Here is a 15684-nt window from a genome sequence, read left to right as displayed (position 1 = left end):
TCTTACCTGCGGAAACGCGGCATCAAGGCGGTGATCCCGGAGAAGAAGGACCAAGCCGCCAACCGCACGAAGAAAGGCAGCCGAGGGGGCAGGCCGGTCAGCCACGACGCAGACCTCTACAAGGAGCGCAACACCATCGAGCGCCTGATAAACCGGCTGAAGGACTGGCGCGGCATCGCCACCCGCTTCGACAAGACCCCCGAGAGCTACCTCGCCGGCCTCGAACTCCGCGCCTCGATGATCTGGATCGAAGACCTGTTACGAGCAGCCGATTGATCGCGACATCACACAGACCCTAGTACTCCAGTGTGACTTCGTAGTTCCGCGTCACGTTGCGCATGCGTTGGCTACTGGGCGGTGTCCTGTCCGATCGCGCGGAGGACATCGGCGAGCCAGACCAGGTGGTGGCCCACGGCTCGGTCCGGGGCGGCGAGTAGGTCTTCAAGGTGTTGCCAGGACTCGGACAGCTGCCCGATCGTGATCGTTCTCGGTTCGTTGGGGACGTCGTAGAGTTCGTCGCCCGGAACAGACCAGAAGTAGTCGCGTTCGAGCGCCACAGCGCTGCCGGCTGACGCTTCGATGTGTTGCAGCGCCAGCTCGAAGGCGTGCCGGAGCTGATCAAGCGGGATCTGCAGAGGTTCGCTGTCCATGCGCTCATCTTGTCGATCAGGGGCCGTCGGGCCGAAGCGAGGGGTTCGGTACTGCCCTGGACCTGGCCGGGAGCGGGAACGGCCATCGCGTGATCATCGGGGGTTGTGTGGACTCCTGAAGATCGTGCGGTGGCCGTGGGCCATAGCGTAGAGCCTGCTCGCTGGCGGGCGATGTTCGACCAGGTCATGGGTCGGATCGCGGGGCGGTTCGGGCGGGTGGAGCCGCGGGCCACCGCCCGCGCGTACCTGCTCGGACTGCTCTCCGGAGTGGAGCGGAAGAACTGCTGGCGGCTGGCAGAACAGGCTGGTCACGCTCGTCCCGGGCCGATGCAGCGTCTGCTGCGAAGTGCCCGCTGGGACGCTGATGCCGTCCGTGACGAAGTCCGCGCTTACGCCGTCGACCACCTTGGCAGCGAGGGTGGGGTGCTGATCGTCGACGAGACCGGCTTCATGAAGAAAGGCCGGTCCTCGGCAGGCGTCCAGCGGCAGTACACCGGCACCGCCGGACGTATCGAGAACAGTCAGGTCGGCGTCTTCCTCGCCTACGCAACCGGTCGGGGGCGGGCGTTGATTGACCGGCGGCTTTACCTGCCCGAGCATTCCTGGTGCACCGATCCCGAGCGCCGTCAGGCGGCCGGGATTCCCGGCGAGGTGCAGTTCGCGACCAAGCCCCGCCTGGCCTGGGAGATGATTGCCGCCGCACTGGACGCCGGGGTGGAGGCACCGTGGGTGACCGGCGACGAGGCATACGGGCAGGACACGCAGCTTCGTGCCGCCCTGGAGACACGCGGGACCGGCTACGTTTTGGCCGTCGCCCGCTCTGTCCGGGGCCGGATCAACTCCGGTCGTACGCCGATTCGCGCGGACACGGTCGTCGGCCGCCTGCCCGAGGCCGCCTGGCACCGGCAGAGCGCCGGCAATGGCGCGAAGGGCCTGCGTTATTACGACTGGGCCTGGATCCATATCGGCACCGGCGAATACCGCCATCTCCTGGTCCGCCGCAACCCCGCCACGAGGGAACTCGCCTTCTACCTGTGCTGGTCAGCCACCGCAGCCCCCCTGGCCGAACTCGTTCGCGTGGCCGGCAGCCGTTGGAGCGTCGAAGAGTGCTTCCAGGCCGCCAAGGGTCAAGTCGGCCTGGACCACTATCAGGTGAGGAACTGGACCTCATGGCACCGGCACATCACGCTCGCCATGCTCGCGCTGGCCTTCCTGGCCGCCGTCGCCGCCGATGCGGCCCCCGACCGGCCGGCGGAACCTCATCACCACACCCGGGGCAGTAGCCCGATCTCGCTGACCGTCCCGGAGATCCGCCACCTCTTCACCGCCGTCCTCGACCCACCAGTCGTATCCCCGGCCCGGCTGCTGCACTGGTCGAACTGGCGCAGATGCCACCAAGCAGCAGCTAGGCGCAGCCACTACAGAGGACGTTCAGCCCACGAAACCGGTGGATAGATCACGAAACCGCACTGGAGTACTAGGAGCTGTCCGGCCGATCATGTGACTACCGCTCGTCCGGGTCGTTGATGCGGGCATGGGGCGGGGTGATCTGAACGATGCCGAGTGGGAACGGTTGTGGCCGTTCCTGCCGGTCGGCAACGGGCGTTGTGGCAGGTGGCGGGGTCACCGGCAAGTGATCGACGGGATCCTGCACCGGGTGCGGACCGGCGTCCAGTGGCCTGACCTGCCCGAACGGTTCGGTCCGTGGAAGACGGTCTATGAACGCCACCGGCTGTGGTCGGCCGACGGGACCTGGGAGCGCCTGCTCCAGCGGGTCCAGGCCGAGGCCGACGCGGCGGGTGAGATCGACTGGGACATCTCGGTCGACTCCACCGTCGACCGTGCTCACCAGCACGCGGTCGGGGCCCGCACCGATCCACCGCCGGCACCCGCCTCAAAGGGGGCCGCGGTGGGAGAACACCAGGACGAGACGCCGTGGCAGAGTCTTCACGGCCGCCTGGTGGAGGTGGTGCTGGAGGTGAGGGCCTGGGCCGTTCGCGCGGCGGGTTCACCGCCAAACTCCACCTGAGCGCGGACGGCCGCTGCCGCCCGCTGTCCTTGATCGTCACGCCGGGACAGCGGGCGGACTGCACGCAGTTCCAGCCCGTGCTGGAGAAGATCCGCGTCCCCCGTCTCGGGCCCGGCAGACCTCGCAAGAAGCCCGACAGCCTCGCCGCGGACAAGACCTACAGCAACGGGCCTATCCGCGACTGCCTGCGACAACGCGGCATCCAGCACACCATCCCCGAGAAGGCCGACAGCCAGTCCGCCCGCCTGCGCAAAGGCCCAAACGGCGGACGGCCACCCGGCTTCGACGAAGAGCGGTACAAGAAACGCAACACCGTCGAACGGGCCATCAACCGACTCAAGAACGCCCGAGCTGTCGCCACTCGCCACGACAAGCGCGGCTACGTCTACCTCGGCACCGCAACCGCAGCGGCGCCGGCCATCTGGCTCAGGACATGAACCACCGCAAGACCAGACAGTAGAGTGACCTGCCGAGATCATCACTTCGAAAGAAGAGTCATGCCCCGCAAGACGGCGGCTGCTCTACGTCTGGACGCTGCCTGCCGGTCCCGTCTTCAGGACTACCGGCGCCGGTCCTCGCAGTTCTCACCCCACACGCGTCGCCAGGCGGCCCGGTTCGAGGCCGAACGGGGTCTTCCCGCCCTGGCGCTCGAACAGGCCGTCCGTTGCTGGCGGGGTTTCGTGCGCCGTCCAGGATGGCCGCTCTACCTGCCCAGACCGCACCTGCCTGGCTACGACATCTGGGACGACCGCCTCCTGATAGAGCGAGCCATCGGCGCTCTCGACAGACGAGCAGCCCGGGAAGTCGCGTCGGCCGTCAAAGAAGCCGACGCCGACTTCCTGGCACGCACTCTGCCCGACCCTCACACTCCAGACGCCTGGCCGTGGTGGCGTCGCAGATGCCACGACCTGGGCGACATCATGCACGTTCCATCACAGGCGCATGATCGGCCGAACAGCTCCTAGCGACGAGGAGGTGAACAAGAGCGAGGTCAAGCTTTTGGTGGACACGATCAAGAAGGCCTCCGACGACAGCGTCACGCCTGCGCTGGGCGGGTACACGGCGGAAAAGGCCGAGGCACCCCCGTAGGGTCCGGCCGAAAGCGCGGGCGTCCCGGCAGCAGCAGTGTTCTTGTCCATCGCCTTCGGATCACTGGTGGCCATGGCCTGCCGATCGTGACCGCCCTCCTGGCAATCGGCTCCGGTCGGCATGCAACCGCTGCGCATCCGTGGCGCAAGGGCCTTGGAAACGTGGCGGAATGGTGACATCGAGGCTCCAGGATTGAGCCCGTGAACACGACGAACCGGTTCCGGACCGTGCGCCTGGGCTTCCTGTGGCGTTTCTCGGGCGTAGGGCCCGGCTGCCTGCTGGGTCTTCTGGTGGCTGTCGTCCTCGGCACGAGCGGCGCGGTGGACCGGCTGGGCGCCGTCCCCAGCCTGCTGATCGTTGTCGCAATGGTCCCCGTCGTGGCCCTGCCCGCCCCCATCAGCTTCTGGGTGCGGGCCGACAGCGAGGGACTCACCCTCTCCAGAGCACTGCTGCGCCGTCGCTACCGCTGGCACGACATCACCGGCCTGGACATGATTTTCGACGAGGACCCTGATTCGGGCGCAGCTCGCCTCACGATGCGTCTGCGCCTGTCCACGACCCCCGTTACCGGCCTCGGACCCCTCGTCGGCGTCCTCGGCCTCGGCCCGGGCCATCAATTGCAGGGCACCGGACCACGTCGACTCGCAGACCTGTTCACCCTCCTCGCCGCCCATGGTGTCCCCCTCGCGGACTCGGACTTCGCCGACCGCCTCCTCGCCGCCCACGGCCTCCCCCCGCTCGGTCCCGGTCCGAACCCGGCCGGCTGATCCGCTCTCCGCCTCTTCCAGGGGCTGTTCGCCATGACCGAACCGAACGACCGGGCCGGTCCGCGGGCCCGGAGGCGGCGGCGGTACTTGTCGTAGTCGTAGCCGCGGTCGGCGGACAGCCGGCCCGGCCTGTCGGCGGCCACCGGGGCAACTACGACATGCGGGAGATCGTCAACACCCTGCTGTACCGGTCCGGACGGGACGCGAACGAGAAAGTGTCCGGCCACAAGCGCGGACTGGCCGTCGACGTGCTGGGCCTGTTGATCGCGGTGGTGGTACTGGCCGCCTCCGTACACGACAACGCCGCCGGTATCGCGCTGCCGGACGGGCTCGGCAGGGTGACGGAGGATATCCGGATCATGTGCAAGACGCTGCTCGAGCTGCCCGATCCGCGGCCGCCCGCGCCACCGACCACGAAGCTGCCGGACCATCCGGCCCACCACCAGATCGTGGCAGTGTCCGCCGCAGCCGATGCCCCGCTGCGGGCTCGAGCGGTGTGCGAGACGATGGACGTGGAGATCGCGCCCAACAACATCAACGACGTCCGCCTGAAGCTCAAGCGGCTGGTCGAACGCGGAATCCTGGTCGAGGCCGAGCAGGGCTTGTTCACCCAGCCGCGGCCATGGCCGACCAGCGACCCCGCGGCCAGGCCGCTCGCCCCCAGCGAAAGGGCGACACGGGCACCGACTTCACATAGAGCCCTCCGAGTTGCCGATCAGTCGATGCGGTCGCTCAGGCCCAGAACCTTCGGGTTGTCGCTGGGGAAGTTCCTGGGCATGCCCGGCACGTCGATGGTGCGCCCGTACACGCCGGCCAGGAACTCGACGGCACCGACTGGGAACTCGATCCAGTCGGCGTTGTCCGTGCGGACGACCACCGGCCATGCGTCCGGATCCGCAGGGCTCGTCCTCCAGTAGAAAGTGTCCCCCGAATTGGACGACGCCCAGGAGATCAGGCCTCCCGGCTGCGGGTAGGGAACGTAACCCTCGGTGTCGCCCATCTCGTACAGATCCTGAAGGATCTCGTCGTCCCTGGACGCGGACGCCCATGGCGCCTCGGCGCCGGGCGCGGGAAGGGACACCATGAGGAAATCGTCGATGACAAATACCGGGTACGCCTCCGCCAGAGAGCGGAAGTCCGAGGGCAGCGCCGTCCCGAGGTCCGCCTCGAGGGCGGTCCAGTCCACGCTGTGTCCGCCCGGCACACGCCACCGTGTCATCGAAGGCAGCACGGCCTCCAGCTCTTCGACCCTCACCATGTCGTCTGCCAATCCGGGGAGTTCTCGACCACGACGGTCTCGAACCATACTCTGGCCTCGATGCGGGTGAACGCGGCCACATAATTGCCCAAAGATTCACGAACCGCCCCCTGAGGGGCAGGGGCGTCTGCCGAGCCCTGGGTCACGAGCTGCTGCCGAAGAACGTCGAAGGCACCCGCACCAAACTGAAACGCCTGGCCAAGCTCGACATTCTCACCGAAGTCGACACCGGCAACTTCGCGAGAAAGTCATGGCCGGACACCTACGGCCGGCAATCTCCGGCCACAATCTGGTGTGCGTACTGGTCGTCCGGGCCGATGTCCTGAATTACCTTCTGGGCTTCTTGCACCCGACCCGTCTCGCACATCAGCCGAACAAGGACGTACAGGGCGCCACGGTCACCGTCTTCGGCGCGGTCACGCAGCGCCGCCTCCATGCCCCGCTCTCGAAGCGATCTGTTGAGTCGTCGACGTGCGTGGCTGTCCGTGAGGGCGCGCTCCGTAAGCTCTGGAATCCGTTCCGCCCGGGCCAGCAGATCCATGTGCCACAGATGGTTGTCGTGCATGTCTGGATCGCCGGAGAAGCATTCGGCGTGGGCGCTTACCAGCGCGATCGCCACGTCCCATTCTTGAAGCCGTTCCGCCGCCCGAGCTCGCTCCAACCAGTCCATAGGACGAGTATCGCCTGTCGCCCCGCAGGACAGCGCAGCCGAAGTAACCGCTGATGAGCGCCCTTCAGGACAAGTTACGGTCAAACGCTCTCAAACCGGCCTCTCAGAGGGGTCCGGGCGACTGGTCACCTTGCGTGGTCGTCAGCGGCGCACGCCCCCGGGCCCCGCCACTCTCCTTGAGGGGTGGCCGGCGTGTGCGACCAGGTCCGGCCCCGTCGTCCCTGGTCAGCGTCTGACGATCCGGTCGAGAGTGGTGGCAACGCCGGACTTGATCGCGTCGCGGTGGTGGAGGGGTTCCGCGGGCAGTTCGCTGGTAGGGCGCACGCCCCGGTCGGCGAGGATGTAGAGCAGGCGCAGGGTGCGCAGGCAGTTGCTGATGTGGGCGGGCACCGGGGTGCTGATGCGGTCGGCTCCAAAGCGGTCGGCGATTGGATCGAGCCAGCCGACGGCGTCGCGTTCACTCAGGTCGGTGCGGGTGAGGACGCGCGCGATCGCCCGGGCCAGGCGGTCGTCCTCCAACTGGTCGTAGACGTGGGTGGTGTGCGCCGTCAGCCTCGCAGCGGCAAGGTTCAGCATGCGCACCGGCGCCACCTCGATGTGGCAGCCGAAGCCGGCGAGCAGGTCCGCGCCGTGCGCCACCGCGTGAAGCCAGCCGAGGGTCTCGTCGTGACCACGCAGATCCCGCTCGGCCGGGTACCAGCGCTCGAACGCGTCGACCCAGCCGGCTTTGAAGCCCCCCGCGGCCACCAGCATGTCGAGCACGAGGGGCGCGAAGGTGCGGGCCTCGACCCGCGGGTCGGTGAGACGGGCGGCCATCTGGTCTCCCAGTTCCAGCCGCCGTGACGTCTCGATCGTGCCGCGGGCGATCCAGGTTGCGAGGACGGTGTGGGGCGCGCCGTCCCGGACCAGTGGATCGGGATCTGCCAGCGCACGAGACAATTCCTGGACGAGGTCGTCCATGGGGCGGTCGTGGGGCACGGCGCAGTCGGCGGCCTCGACACTCTTCCAGTCGGTCATGACGGGCAGAATAGGTGCTTGCTGTCGTCGTACGCCTGCGAATTGTGTCCGGGAATCCGCTTCAACCTGGCAACTTCCATGCTGGTCCACGCAGTTCCGGCGCCTGCATCACTCTGCCCGCCGGGCCGGACAGTTCGCCATGCTCCGCGACGGAACCTTCTACGAACCCCAGCCGGCCGCGTCGGGCTGAACCTCGGCATCCTCGCCACACACAGGGCAGTCACGCTCGTCGATCGAGTCGATCACGACCGGATGACCACAGAAGTCGCACGGACGCATGCCCTCACCAGTCGGCCCCCGAACAGACACGTCATCACTCACGACAGCCACCCTGCCAGACCCACCCGAAACCGCCCCGACCGCCACCACGGCACCTTCCAGAACCCCGCACCCCCAAAAAAACAGCCACCGTGTGACCGACCCCGGTCTTACGTGACCGCGCGTCCCGACTTGGCCGCTGAGCGTTGTGCCGGGCGGCTGAGCGCATCGGGTCGAACGGCCTCACAGGCAGTCGCAGCCTGTGGCGTAGAGCAGCAGGAAGAGGGCCGTCATGGCGGTCACGATGAAGCCGGCAGCGGTCAGGGCGGCGAGGCCCCGACGGCGCCCCTTCGTGGGAGCGCGGAAGGTCTGCCGGGCGCCGTGGGCGAGGAAGAGGCCGAGCAGCCCGGCCCCCGCGATGGTGAAGCGTGGGCTGAAGGACCAGCTCAGGTAGGCGATCAGAGCCAGGCCGCCGAACAGTGCGCAGGCGAGCAGGCCGAGGATCACCTCGGCCACGGCTTCTCCCACCAGCTCGATCAGGAAGTCGCCGACGCCTTTCGCTGCCCTGCGGCCCCCCACGGCGCTCCTCCACCCTCGCTTCGACGGCCCGAACGGAGCCCGATATGGAGGACCCCGACCGAGCCGGAATGGTTGCCGAGGTGCTCCGGAGCCGCCGACTACGGCGCACGGTCACACCTTGACGAAGGACATGGAGGCCCCCACCGGTCGGCCGCTGTCAACCTCATGGCCCGCCACCCCATCCACGAGACCGTCCTCAACCGGCTCGGCAGCCGGACCGAATGAAACGGGCATCGGGAAACCAAACGCTCCTCACTCAGCCCTGCTCGATGCGGCCGACCTGGCGGCCCGCTCGATCTTCGCGCGGTGGGCCGCGCGGGCTTCCTCGTCGATCCGCCCCTCGTGTTCGGCGCGCACCCCGGTCCGGCCGTCGAGGCCCTCGCGCAGGATGTCGGCGTGCCCGGTGTGCCGGTTGGTCTCGCTCAGGACGTGGGTCATGACGGCGAACAGGTTGGTGTTGGGTCCGGGCTCCGGCCACCACGGCACGTGGCCGGGTGCGTCGAGGGGGAGCTCGTCGATCGTCGCGTCCGAGTGTTCCCACGTGCGCCGGTAGAACGCGATGATCCGGTCGCGGGTCTCGTCCTCGGCCGCCCACTGGTCACTGCCGTCGGAGTCCTGCCACCGGCACAGCGGTTCCGGGGAAGGGCGGTCGAAGACCTCGCCGAAGTACCTGGCCTCCACGGTGGCCACGTGTTTGACCAGGCCGAGGAGGCTGGTCCCGGTCGCCGTCAGGGGCCGACGGGCGTCGTACTCGGACAGGCCGTCGAGTTTCCAGAGCAGCGCCTCGCGGTCCCGCCGCAGTCTCCCGTGCAGGTTGCCCTTCGCGAATTCATCGATCATGCGGCATGAACCTTCCATGGTCTGTTGGTGGTCTCAAGATCCCGCAGGTGGTCCGCAACGACCGGCAGAGCCGGGGCTCAGGACTCCTTGCACGATGAGCCAACGGAAATGACTGTCTGTCAGAGAGATGTGGGGCGGGGTGCGTGACGGTTCGCGGCCGACCCGACCTGCGACGGTTGCTGCGCAGGAGAACTGCGCGCATGCTGTTCGATGCCGTTCCCCGATCCCGTTGAGTGGTTCGGGACGGGGACCGGGGACGAGGGCGAGTGCCAGGTGAGAATCCAGCCGGCGGCAAGCGCCGCCGCGCCGCCTGCCAGGGCGATTGCGCCGCCCGTTCCGATGGCTGCGGCCACCGAGCCGAAGCAGGCCGGCCCGACGCCCTGAAGCGTCATGCTGCCGGAGCCGAGCATACCGAAGGCCTGGCCCTGGCCATCCTGCGGCAGGGCGTCCAGGAACGGCCGTTGCAGGCCGAGACCGTAGGCGAATCCGAAGCCGCAGAGCAGCAGCAGACAGGACGAGACGCCCACTCCGGGCTCGGCGGCAAAGCCGACCAGCGGCAGTCCCATCAGCGCAATCAACGGGACCACCAGTCGCTCCCGGGTGGGCGGTCGCAGCAGTCGCCCCACCAGCAGGTCACCGACAAGCATGCCGACCGGCAGACAGCCCATCAGCACCGCGTACCGGCCGGGCGCGAAGTGGTGTCCTCCCGCGTATGCGACGATCAGGCCTTCCGCACCCGCTACGAACGCGGGCGGTAGCCACTGGGCCAGCATCAGTCGTCGCACCGTGTGTCCGCGCAGCAGCAGGCCGGCACCGTGCAGGCTTGCCCGGACGGTCCCGCCATCGCCCCGAGGGCCGCCGGGTGTGCCGCCGGACTCTCCCGGCTGCAGCCGGGGCAGCCGGATGCGGACAGCGAGCGCACAGCCGAGGTAGAGGGCGGCGCTCACCGCGAGCGCCCGGTGCGGGCCGAGTACCGCGACGACCGCACCTCCCAGCGCCAGACCGAACAGTTGCGCGCCGGAGGCAGCGATGTTGTTCAGTGAACGGCCCAGTACGTAGGCGTCGCCCTCCAGCCACTGCGCGACCAGCCGACTCGACGCGCCGCTGAACACCGGTGTGGCGAGGGCGACCAGCGCCACGACGCCGAGGCTCGCCGCTATCGGCATCCGTACCAGGGCGAGCAGCAGGGCGGCTGCGCACTCCAGGGCGTAGCCGCCGGCGATGAGCGCGCGGGGCGGCATTCGGTCGGCCAGTGAGCCCAGCAGCAGCGAGCCGAACAACTGCGGGAGAAAGCCGATGCCGAAGGCCAGTGCGCTCAACAGCGCGGAGCCGGTGGCCGCGAAGACCAGAACCGAGAACGTGGTGATCCGCAGCGAGTCCGCAGTGATCGCGACGGTGCGGGTCGAGAAGAGCAGCCGGAATCGCGGCTCGGCCAGCACCTCCCGGTAGGTGGCACGGTGGTCGCCCTGCGCGGGTTCGGCGGTTGGGGTCATGACGCCCAGCCTCGCCATGCGCTCATGCCACTCACCAATGATTCGTCGCTGGACGAATCGGAGCAGACGTCCCCCAGTAGCATGGCGGGGTGCTCCGCTTCGAAGTCTCCGTCGATGACCTGCTGCGCAGCCGCTTCGCACTGTCACCCGCGTTGGACCTCTGCTTGCTGCTGCGCTCGCTCGCCGGCCAGGGCCGGCCGCTGCCGCGGGCCTGGGCCACCCGGCTCCTGCCGGCCTTTGAACGGCTTCGCCGCGAGACCGAACTGAACGCCGTCCTCGCCCTGCAGACCTCGCGAGGCGGACCGAACTTCGTCGCCCCGCCCCCGCGCGGGCTCAACCAGACCTGGGCAGACGACCTGGCCACGATCCGGGCCACACCGCTGGAAGCGGCCCGCCACGAATTCGCCGCCACCGCGACCGGTCCGTCCGCCCGTGATCCCCGCGTACGCGCGGTGCTGGACTCGACGGACGCCACCTCCAGGATCGCCGAGGCGATGGACCGGGCGTGGCACGAGCTGCTCGCCGCGGACTGGCCGCAACTGCGCGCGATCTGTGAGCGCGATGTCGTGCACCGGGTGGGTGTGATCGGCGAACACGGATGGGCCACGACCATCGAGAGCCTGCACCCGAGCATCGCCTGGCGTGCCGGCGGTATCGAGATCGGCTTCTTCCCCCGCGTCGGAACGGTCCGCCTCGCCGGCGACGGGCTGCTGCTGATCCCTTCGGTCTTCGTCGGTCATATCGCCGCCCACTTGGAAGACCCCTGGCCCAGGACCTTGGTCTATCCTGCCCGCGGCACCGCCGCCCTGTGGGGCGAACAGGAGACCGTCCCCCGGCCGGACGCGCTGACCGCTCTGGTCGGCCGGGCCCGAGCCCGGCTGCTGGTGGCGCTGGACGCCCCTGCCAGTACCAGTCACCTCGCCCGAAGCCTCGCCATGGCACCCGGTGCGGTAGGAGACCACCTCGCCATCCTGCGAGGCGCGGGGCTACTCGTCCGCGCCCGGTCCGGACGGTCGGTGCTCTACCGGCGCACCCCGCTCGGCGAAGCACTGGTCGCCGGTTCGGGCTGAGGGAACTGCTCGGCATCCGGCCCATCGCCGGGTCGTGCCGGGTGGAGAGGGGCGCCCCGAGCGGCACCCCGCCACCTGCCACCGCACCCACGGCGTACGCTGCTTCCAGGCGGCTGCTCCTCGGCCGACGACGACGCCCTGTGGGGTGTCGGTCGCCGCGAGAAGGGTGCCGCGAACACCCTGGTCGCGCCCGAACCGATCCGGGCCTCCCGCCCGGTCGGCGCCCCGATCCACCTCATCCTGGACAACCTGTCCGCCCACAGAGGCGAGAAGATCCGCCACCGGGCGACGAAGAACCGGGGCGAACTGTGCTTCGCTCCGGCCTTCGAAGCCTCCGGAACGTACGTGTGCCTCGCTCGCCCCGACGATCGCGGTCGGTTGCAGGGGGCACGTGTGGGGCGGGCACGCGGGTGTTCAGCGGTGTGCCCGGCCTCGTACGTAGGCGACGACCAAGGCAATCGCGGTGATCGCGCACGCCATCATGGCGAAGGTCAGGATCATGATGCCTGTTTCACCGATACCGGGTTCCGTGGTGACCTCCGTCAGTCCGCCGGCCAGGTGGTGGGTGTGGCGTTCCCCGGTCGCGTGGGTCGCCATGTGGACGATCATGGCGACGATCGCTGTTGTGCAGGCCGCCGCGCCCGCCAGGAGCCAGGCGCCGGCCCTGGCGTACCGGGGGATCCGGGGTTTCAGTGCGATGTGCGGGCATCGCAGGAGCAGGACACGGCCCAGGTCGCCGGCGTGCCGCGCGAGGCCGTCGGTGCGGAGGCGGGTGCCGTCGTCGAGGGTGATCTCGATGCGGTAGCCGTTGCCGAGGCGGGTGGCCAGGGCGTTCACGGCGTCGCCCTCGATGTGGAGGGAGGTGACGCGGTGCCAGGGCCAGCCGGTGGAGCCCCGGCGGGATCCGTGGACCAGGCCCTCCTCGGACGTCGCCGATCGGGCGGCGGACGGAGACGGCGCGGATCACGGGGCTGCTGTCCGGTGCCCGTCTGGTGACGCTCACCGGGGTCGGGGGTGTGGGCAAGACGCGGCTGGCGCTGCGGGTGGCCTCGGACGTGACGGGATCGTTCCCCGACGGGGTGCACGTCGCCGAGCTGGCCGATCTGCGGGATCCCGAGCTGCTCGCGACGGGTGTCCTGGGTGCCCTCGACGTGGCCCGTCCGGGGCACCCGGGTGCCGATGCGACGGCCGCGCTGGTGGCCCGGCTGGGCGAGCGGCGTGTCCTGCTCGTCCTGGACAACTGCGAGCATCTGGTCGACGCGTGCGCCCGGCTCACCGACACACTGCTGCGTGGCGCCCCCGGGTTGCGCGTGCTGGCGACGAGCCGGCAGCCGCTCGGGATCGCGGGCGAGCAGGTCTTTCCGGTGGAGCCGCTGCCCGTCCCGGAGGCGGGTGACGTCGCGGGCGCGGGGCGCCGGCTGCGTGCTCTGAGCGGCAATCCGGCAGTCGCGCTGTTCGTCGAGCGGGCCGCCGCCGTGCTGCCCGGTTTCGCGGTGACGGAGTCCGACACCGCCGTCGCCGTCGCCGAGCTGGTGCGCCGTCTGGACGGGCTGCCCTTCGCGATCGAGCTGGCCGCTGCGCGCGTCCGGAGTCTGACACCGCGGGAGATCCTGGAGCGGCTCACGGACCGGTTCGCGCTGCTGACCGGGGGCAGCCGCGTCGCCGCCGAGCGGCAGCGCACCCTGCGCGCGCTGATCGACTGGAGCCATGAACTCTGCACGGAGCGCGAGCGGCTGCTGTGGGCGCGGGCCTCCGTGTTCCGGAGCGGTTTCGATCTCGACGGGCTGGAGCGGGTCTGCGCGGACGCCGAACTGCCGGCGGCTGCGCTGCTCGACGCGCTGGTGGCCAGGTCGATCGTCAACTGCCGCCAGGAGAACGGGCATTCGCTCTACCACATGCTGGAGACGATACGGGAGTACGGGCACGAGCGGCTGGTCGCGTCGGGCTCGCTCGACGTGCTCCGCGCCCGCCACCGGGACCACTACGCGGAGCCGACCGCACGGGCCGGGCAGGAGTGGTTCGGGGCCCGGCAGGTCGACTGGTTCACACGGCTGCGGCTGGACCATCCGAACCTGCGCGCGGCCCTGGAGTTCTGTCTGGAGCGGCCCGGGCAGGCGCGGGCCGGTCTGGCTCTGGCCGTGTCGCCCCGGCACTACTGGCTCACGGCGGGGTTGCTGTCCGAGGGACGCCGCTGGCTGTCGCTGCTGCTCGCCGCCGACCGGGCGCACGGCGGCCCGGACACGGACGCGCGGGTCCGGGCGCTGGTCACCGACACGTATCTGGGCATTCTGCAGGGCGCCCCGGACGCCGAGGTGCGAAGTGCGCTCGCCGCGTGCGAGGAGGCGGCGCGGCTCGGCGGTCATCGGCGGGAGTCGGCGTGGGTGTGGCATCACCACGGGATCCTCGCCGTCTGGCGCGAGGACTTCGCGGGTGCCGTCGGGCTGTTCGCGCGGGCGTGCGCCGAGTTCCGGGTGCGGGGGTGTCTCGACGCGGCGCTCGAATGCCGGGGCAAGTTCGCCATCGCGCACGCCTACGGGGGCGACGTCGGGAAGGCCGCAGAGGCGTGCGGCGACGCCGAGGTGCCGAGGTCGACGTGGCCGATGCGGGTACCGTCGTCGCCGATCAGAATGTCGGGCGCGCAGGCGTCCCCGTGGCCGTCGACGCGTCGGCCGGCGGGCAGTAGGTCAGCGAGTGCGTCGGGGCGCTCGCGACGGTGCCGAGGTGTTGAGGACGCGGTCGGCCGCAGCGCGCCGACGTGTCCGCAGCCGGACACATGACAGGGCCCTGCTACTGGAGGTCGGTACTGCCGTCATCGCGCAGTCTCCGCCAGAGTCGGGTGCGGTGCAGCGCGTAGAGGGCGACGAAGAGGAACACCACCTGCAGTCCCACGGCGAGCAGCCAGAAGATGCTCCTGCTCTCCAACTCGTCGGTCAGATAGGTGAAGTTCATGCCGAAGAAGCCGGTCAGGAAGGTCAGGGGAAGGAAGATCGTCGACACGATCGCCAGCCGGTTGATCACGTTGTTCTGCTCGCCGGACACCAGGGAGGAGTAACTGGCGAAGGCACGGCGGGCGGCGTTCTGGAGAGACTCGATGTCCGTGAGCACCAGCCGCGCCGTGTGCTGGTAGTCACGGGCGAGCTTCTGGCGCTCCTCGGGGAAGCCGGGGTTCATCATCCGGCGTGTGAAGATCTCGTCCGTCACCTGGAGGTAGGGCAGGAGCGCGTGGTGCAGGAGCGCTCCGCGCCGTCGCAGCCGTGCCAGACGGTAGACCTGCTGGGGGACCCGGTGCCGGAACATCTCGTCCTCCAGGTCCTCCACCTCCAGCAGTGCCTCCACCGCGGATCGACGGAAGGTGTCCAGGGCCTCCTCCAGCAGCAGGAACAACATGGCCACGCTGTCGGGGGGCCTTTCGTGCGGCAGCCTGGCGGTGAGGCTCCTGATCGGCCCCGCCGGTCCCCGGTGCGCCGTGATCAGGTATTGCTCGGTCACGAAGGCATGGACATGGGTGATTTGGGCCCCTTGGAGCATGGGTACGACGAACGCGGCGCTGTCCCCGAGGAACTCGGCCCGCGCCGATTCGCCTTCCTTGCCGAGCCACGCCACGCCCTTGGCCTCCAGCCCGAGAAGGTGGGCGAGCGGTTTCTCGGGTTCGGCGGGCTGTTCCGCTCCGGACGGACTCCCGCCGGGTGGTGGGCCCTCCTCGGGCAGTTCGACGTCCACGAGCAGGAAACGGGACGCCGCCAGACGCCTGCGTGCCTCCGACACGTGGGTGCGAGTGACCGTTCCTTCCGGCATCGACACCACCGATACGATCATCATCCCTCGCCATGGGTCGCTGAGGCCGTCCGCGGCCACCATGTACGCCTCGATGCCCGAGGCCGTGCCGGGGTCCATCTTCACGGCGGAAGCGCCGCGAACCGGACATACGCGCCGACCTCGGGGATTTTGGGGCGCCGCAGCCGCC

At 69.5% G+C, this 15684-nt stretch carries 14 protein-coding genes and 3 pseudogenes; 9 read left to right on the top strand and 8 right to left on the bottom strand.

Features of this window, described 5'->3' with window-relative positions:
- On the top strand, window positions 1–276 hold a 276-nt coding region (locus tag EAO76_RS13575; RefSeq protein WP_148836167.1), incomplete at its 5' end, for a transposase.
- A 71-nt stretch (window positions 277–347) separates the two neighbouring features.
- Here EAO76_RS13575 and EAO76_RS13570 read toward each other — a convergent pair.
- Complete coding sequence (locus EAO76_RS13570) at window positions 348–650, bottom strand: hypothetical protein (protein ID WP_148836166.1); 303 nt, start codon at window positions 648–650, stop codon at window positions 348–350.
- Between the two features lie 171 nt (window positions 651–821).
- On the opposite strand from EAO76_RS13570, the pseudogene EAO76_RS13565 reads away from it, so the two are divergent.
- The 5 genes and pseudogenes from EAO76_RS13565 to EAO76_RS46150 form a co-directional block, all read left to right on the top strand.
- Window positions 822–2059 (top strand): annotated as a pseudogene (locus tag EAO76_RS13565) (IS701 family transposase).
- Between the two features lie 125 nt (window positions 2060–2184).
- Window positions 2185–3116 (top strand): IS5 family transposase gene (locus EAO76_RS13560; RefSeq protein WP_399462024.1). Its coding sequence is split into 2 segments (ribosomal slippage): window positions 2185–2577 and window positions 2580–3116, totalling 930 coding nucleotides; the frame shifts between segments, so codons are not numbered across the junction.
- Between the two features lie 505 nt (window positions 3117–3621).
- Window positions 3622–3768, top strand: a complete 147-nt coding sequence (locus EAO76_RS44510; protein ID WP_187438599.1) for a hypothetical protein — start codon at window positions 3622–3624, stop codon at window positions 3766–3768.
- A gap of 200 nt (window positions 3769–3968) precedes the next feature.
- Window positions 3969–4535, top strand: coding sequence for a hypothetical protein (locus EAO76_RS13550; protein ID WP_148836165.1), 567 nt, complete (start codon window positions 3969–3971; stop codon window positions 4533–4535).
- Between the two features lie 191 nt (window positions 4536–4726).
- Window positions 4727–4861 (top strand): annotated as a pseudogene (locus EAO76_RS46150) (IS5/IS1182 family transposase); the annotation flags it as partial.
- Window positions 4862–6055: 1194 nt separating this feature from the next.
- On the opposite strand, the gene EAO76_RS13530 reads toward EAO76_RS46150, so the two are convergent.
- The 5 genes from EAO76_RS13530 to EAO76_RS13510 form a co-directional block, all read right to left on the bottom strand.
- A complete protein-coding gene (locus tag EAO76_RS13530) occupies window positions 6056–6463 on the bottom strand; it encodes a hypothetical protein (protein ID WP_148836163.1) in 408 nt (135 codons plus the stop codon).
- 225 nt (window positions 6464–6688) lie between these two features.
- Window positions 6689–7480 carry a DUF2785 domain-containing protein gene (locus EAO76_RS13525; protein WP_148836162.1) on the bottom strand — a complete coding sequence of 264 codons (792 nt, stop codon included), beginning with the start codon at window positions 7478–7480 and terminating at the stop codon, window positions 6689–6691.
- 501 nt (window positions 7481–7981) lie between these two features.
- A complete protein-coding gene (locus tag EAO76_RS13520) occupies window positions 7982–8317 on the bottom strand; it encodes a lysine transporter LysE (protein ID WP_148836161.1) in 336 nt (111 codons plus the stop codon).
- Between the two features lie 252 nt (window positions 8318–8569).
- On the bottom strand, window positions 8570–9157 hold the full coding sequence (locus EAO76_RS13515; RefSeq protein ID WP_148836160.1) for a DinB family protein: 588 nt from the start codon (window positions 9155–9157) through the stop codon (window positions 8570–8572).
- Window positions 9158–9276: 119 nt separating this feature from the next.
- Window positions 9277–10650, bottom strand: a complete 1374-nt coding sequence (locus tag EAO76_RS13510) for an MFS transporter (RefSeq protein WP_148836193.1) — start codon at window positions 10648–10650, stop codon at window positions 9277–9279.
- Window positions 10651–10739: 89 nt separating this feature from the next.
- On the opposite strand from EAO76_RS13510, the gene EAO76_RS13505 reads away from it, so the two are divergent.
- Both EAO76_RS13505 and EAO76_RS46145 read left to right on the top strand, forming a co-directional pair.
- Entirely contained in the window at window positions 10740–11720 is a 981-nt protein-coding gene (locus EAO76_RS13505; RefSeq protein WP_148836159.1) for a helix-turn-helix transcriptional regulator, read from the top strand.
- A gap of 8 nt (window positions 11721–11728) precedes the next feature.
- Window positions 11729–12047: pseudogene (locus tag EAO76_RS46145) on the top strand (IS630 family transposase); the annotation flags it as partial.
- Between the two features lie 87 nt (window positions 12048–12134).
- On the opposite strand, the gene EAO76_RS44505 reads toward EAO76_RS46145, so the two are convergent.
- Window positions 12135–12557, bottom strand: coding sequence for a hypothetical protein (locus EAO76_RS44505; protein WP_187438598.1), 423 nt, complete (start codon window positions 12555–12557; stop codon window positions 12135–12137).
- 155 nt (window positions 12558–12712) lie between these two features.
- On the opposite strand from EAO76_RS44505, the gene EAO76_RS13495 reads away from it, so the two are divergent.
- Window positions 12713–14497: a hypothetical protein gene (locus EAO76_RS13495; RefSeq protein ID WP_262375440.1), complete on the top strand. Its 1785-nt coding sequence runs from the start codon at window positions 12713–12715 to the stop codon at window positions 14495–14497.
- Between the two features lie 10 nt (window positions 14498–14507).
- Here EAO76_RS13495 and EAO76_RS13485 read toward each other — a convergent pair whose 3' ends face one another.
- Window positions 14508–15614, bottom strand: a complete 1107-nt coding sequence (locus EAO76_RS13485; RefSeq protein ID WP_262375443.1) for a CorA family divalent cation transporter — start codon at window positions 15612–15614, stop codon at window positions 14508–14510.
- Between the last annotated feature and the right edge of the window lie 70 nt (window positions 15615–15684).

The sequence above is a fragment of the Streptomyces sp. sk2.1 genome (assembly GCF_008120935.1).
GTDB lineage: Bacteria > Actinomycetota > Actinomycetes > Streptomycetales > Streptomycetaceae > Streptomyces.
Note: the sequence above shows the minus strand (reverse complement) of the source record. Positions and strands in the feature narration are given on the sequence as shown.

Bases quoted from the DNA above. Each gene is read 5' to 3' on its own strand.
- EAO76_RS13570 (WP_148836166.1), bottom strand. From the start codon at position 650: ATGGACAGCGAACCTCTGCAGATCCCGCTTGATCAGCTCCGGCACGCC.
- EAO76_RS44510 (WP_187438599.1), top strand. From the start codon at position 3,622: ATGATCGGCCGAACAGCTCCTAGCGACGAGGAGGTGAACAAGAGCGAG.
- EAO76_RS13530 (WP_148836163.1), bottom strand. From the start codon at position 6,463: ATGGACTGGTTGGAGCGAGCTCGGGCGGCGGAACGGCTTCAAGAATGG.
- EAO76_RS13525 (WP_148836162.1), bottom strand. From the start codon at position 7,480: ATGACCGACTGGAAGAGTGTCGAGGCCGCCGACTGCGCCGTGCCCCAC.
- EAO76_RS13515 (WP_148836160.1), bottom strand. From the start codon at position 9,157: ATGATCGATGAATTCGCGAAGGGCAACCTGCACGGGAGACTGCGGCGG.
- EAO76_RS13510 (WP_148836193.1), bottom strand. From the start codon at position 10,650: ATGACCCCAACCGCCGAACCCGCGCAGGGCGACCACCGTGCCACCTAC.
- EAO76_RS13485 (WP_262375443.1), bottom strand. From the start codon at position 15,614: ATGGACCCCGGCACGGCCTCGGGCATCGAGGCGTACATGGTGGCCGCG.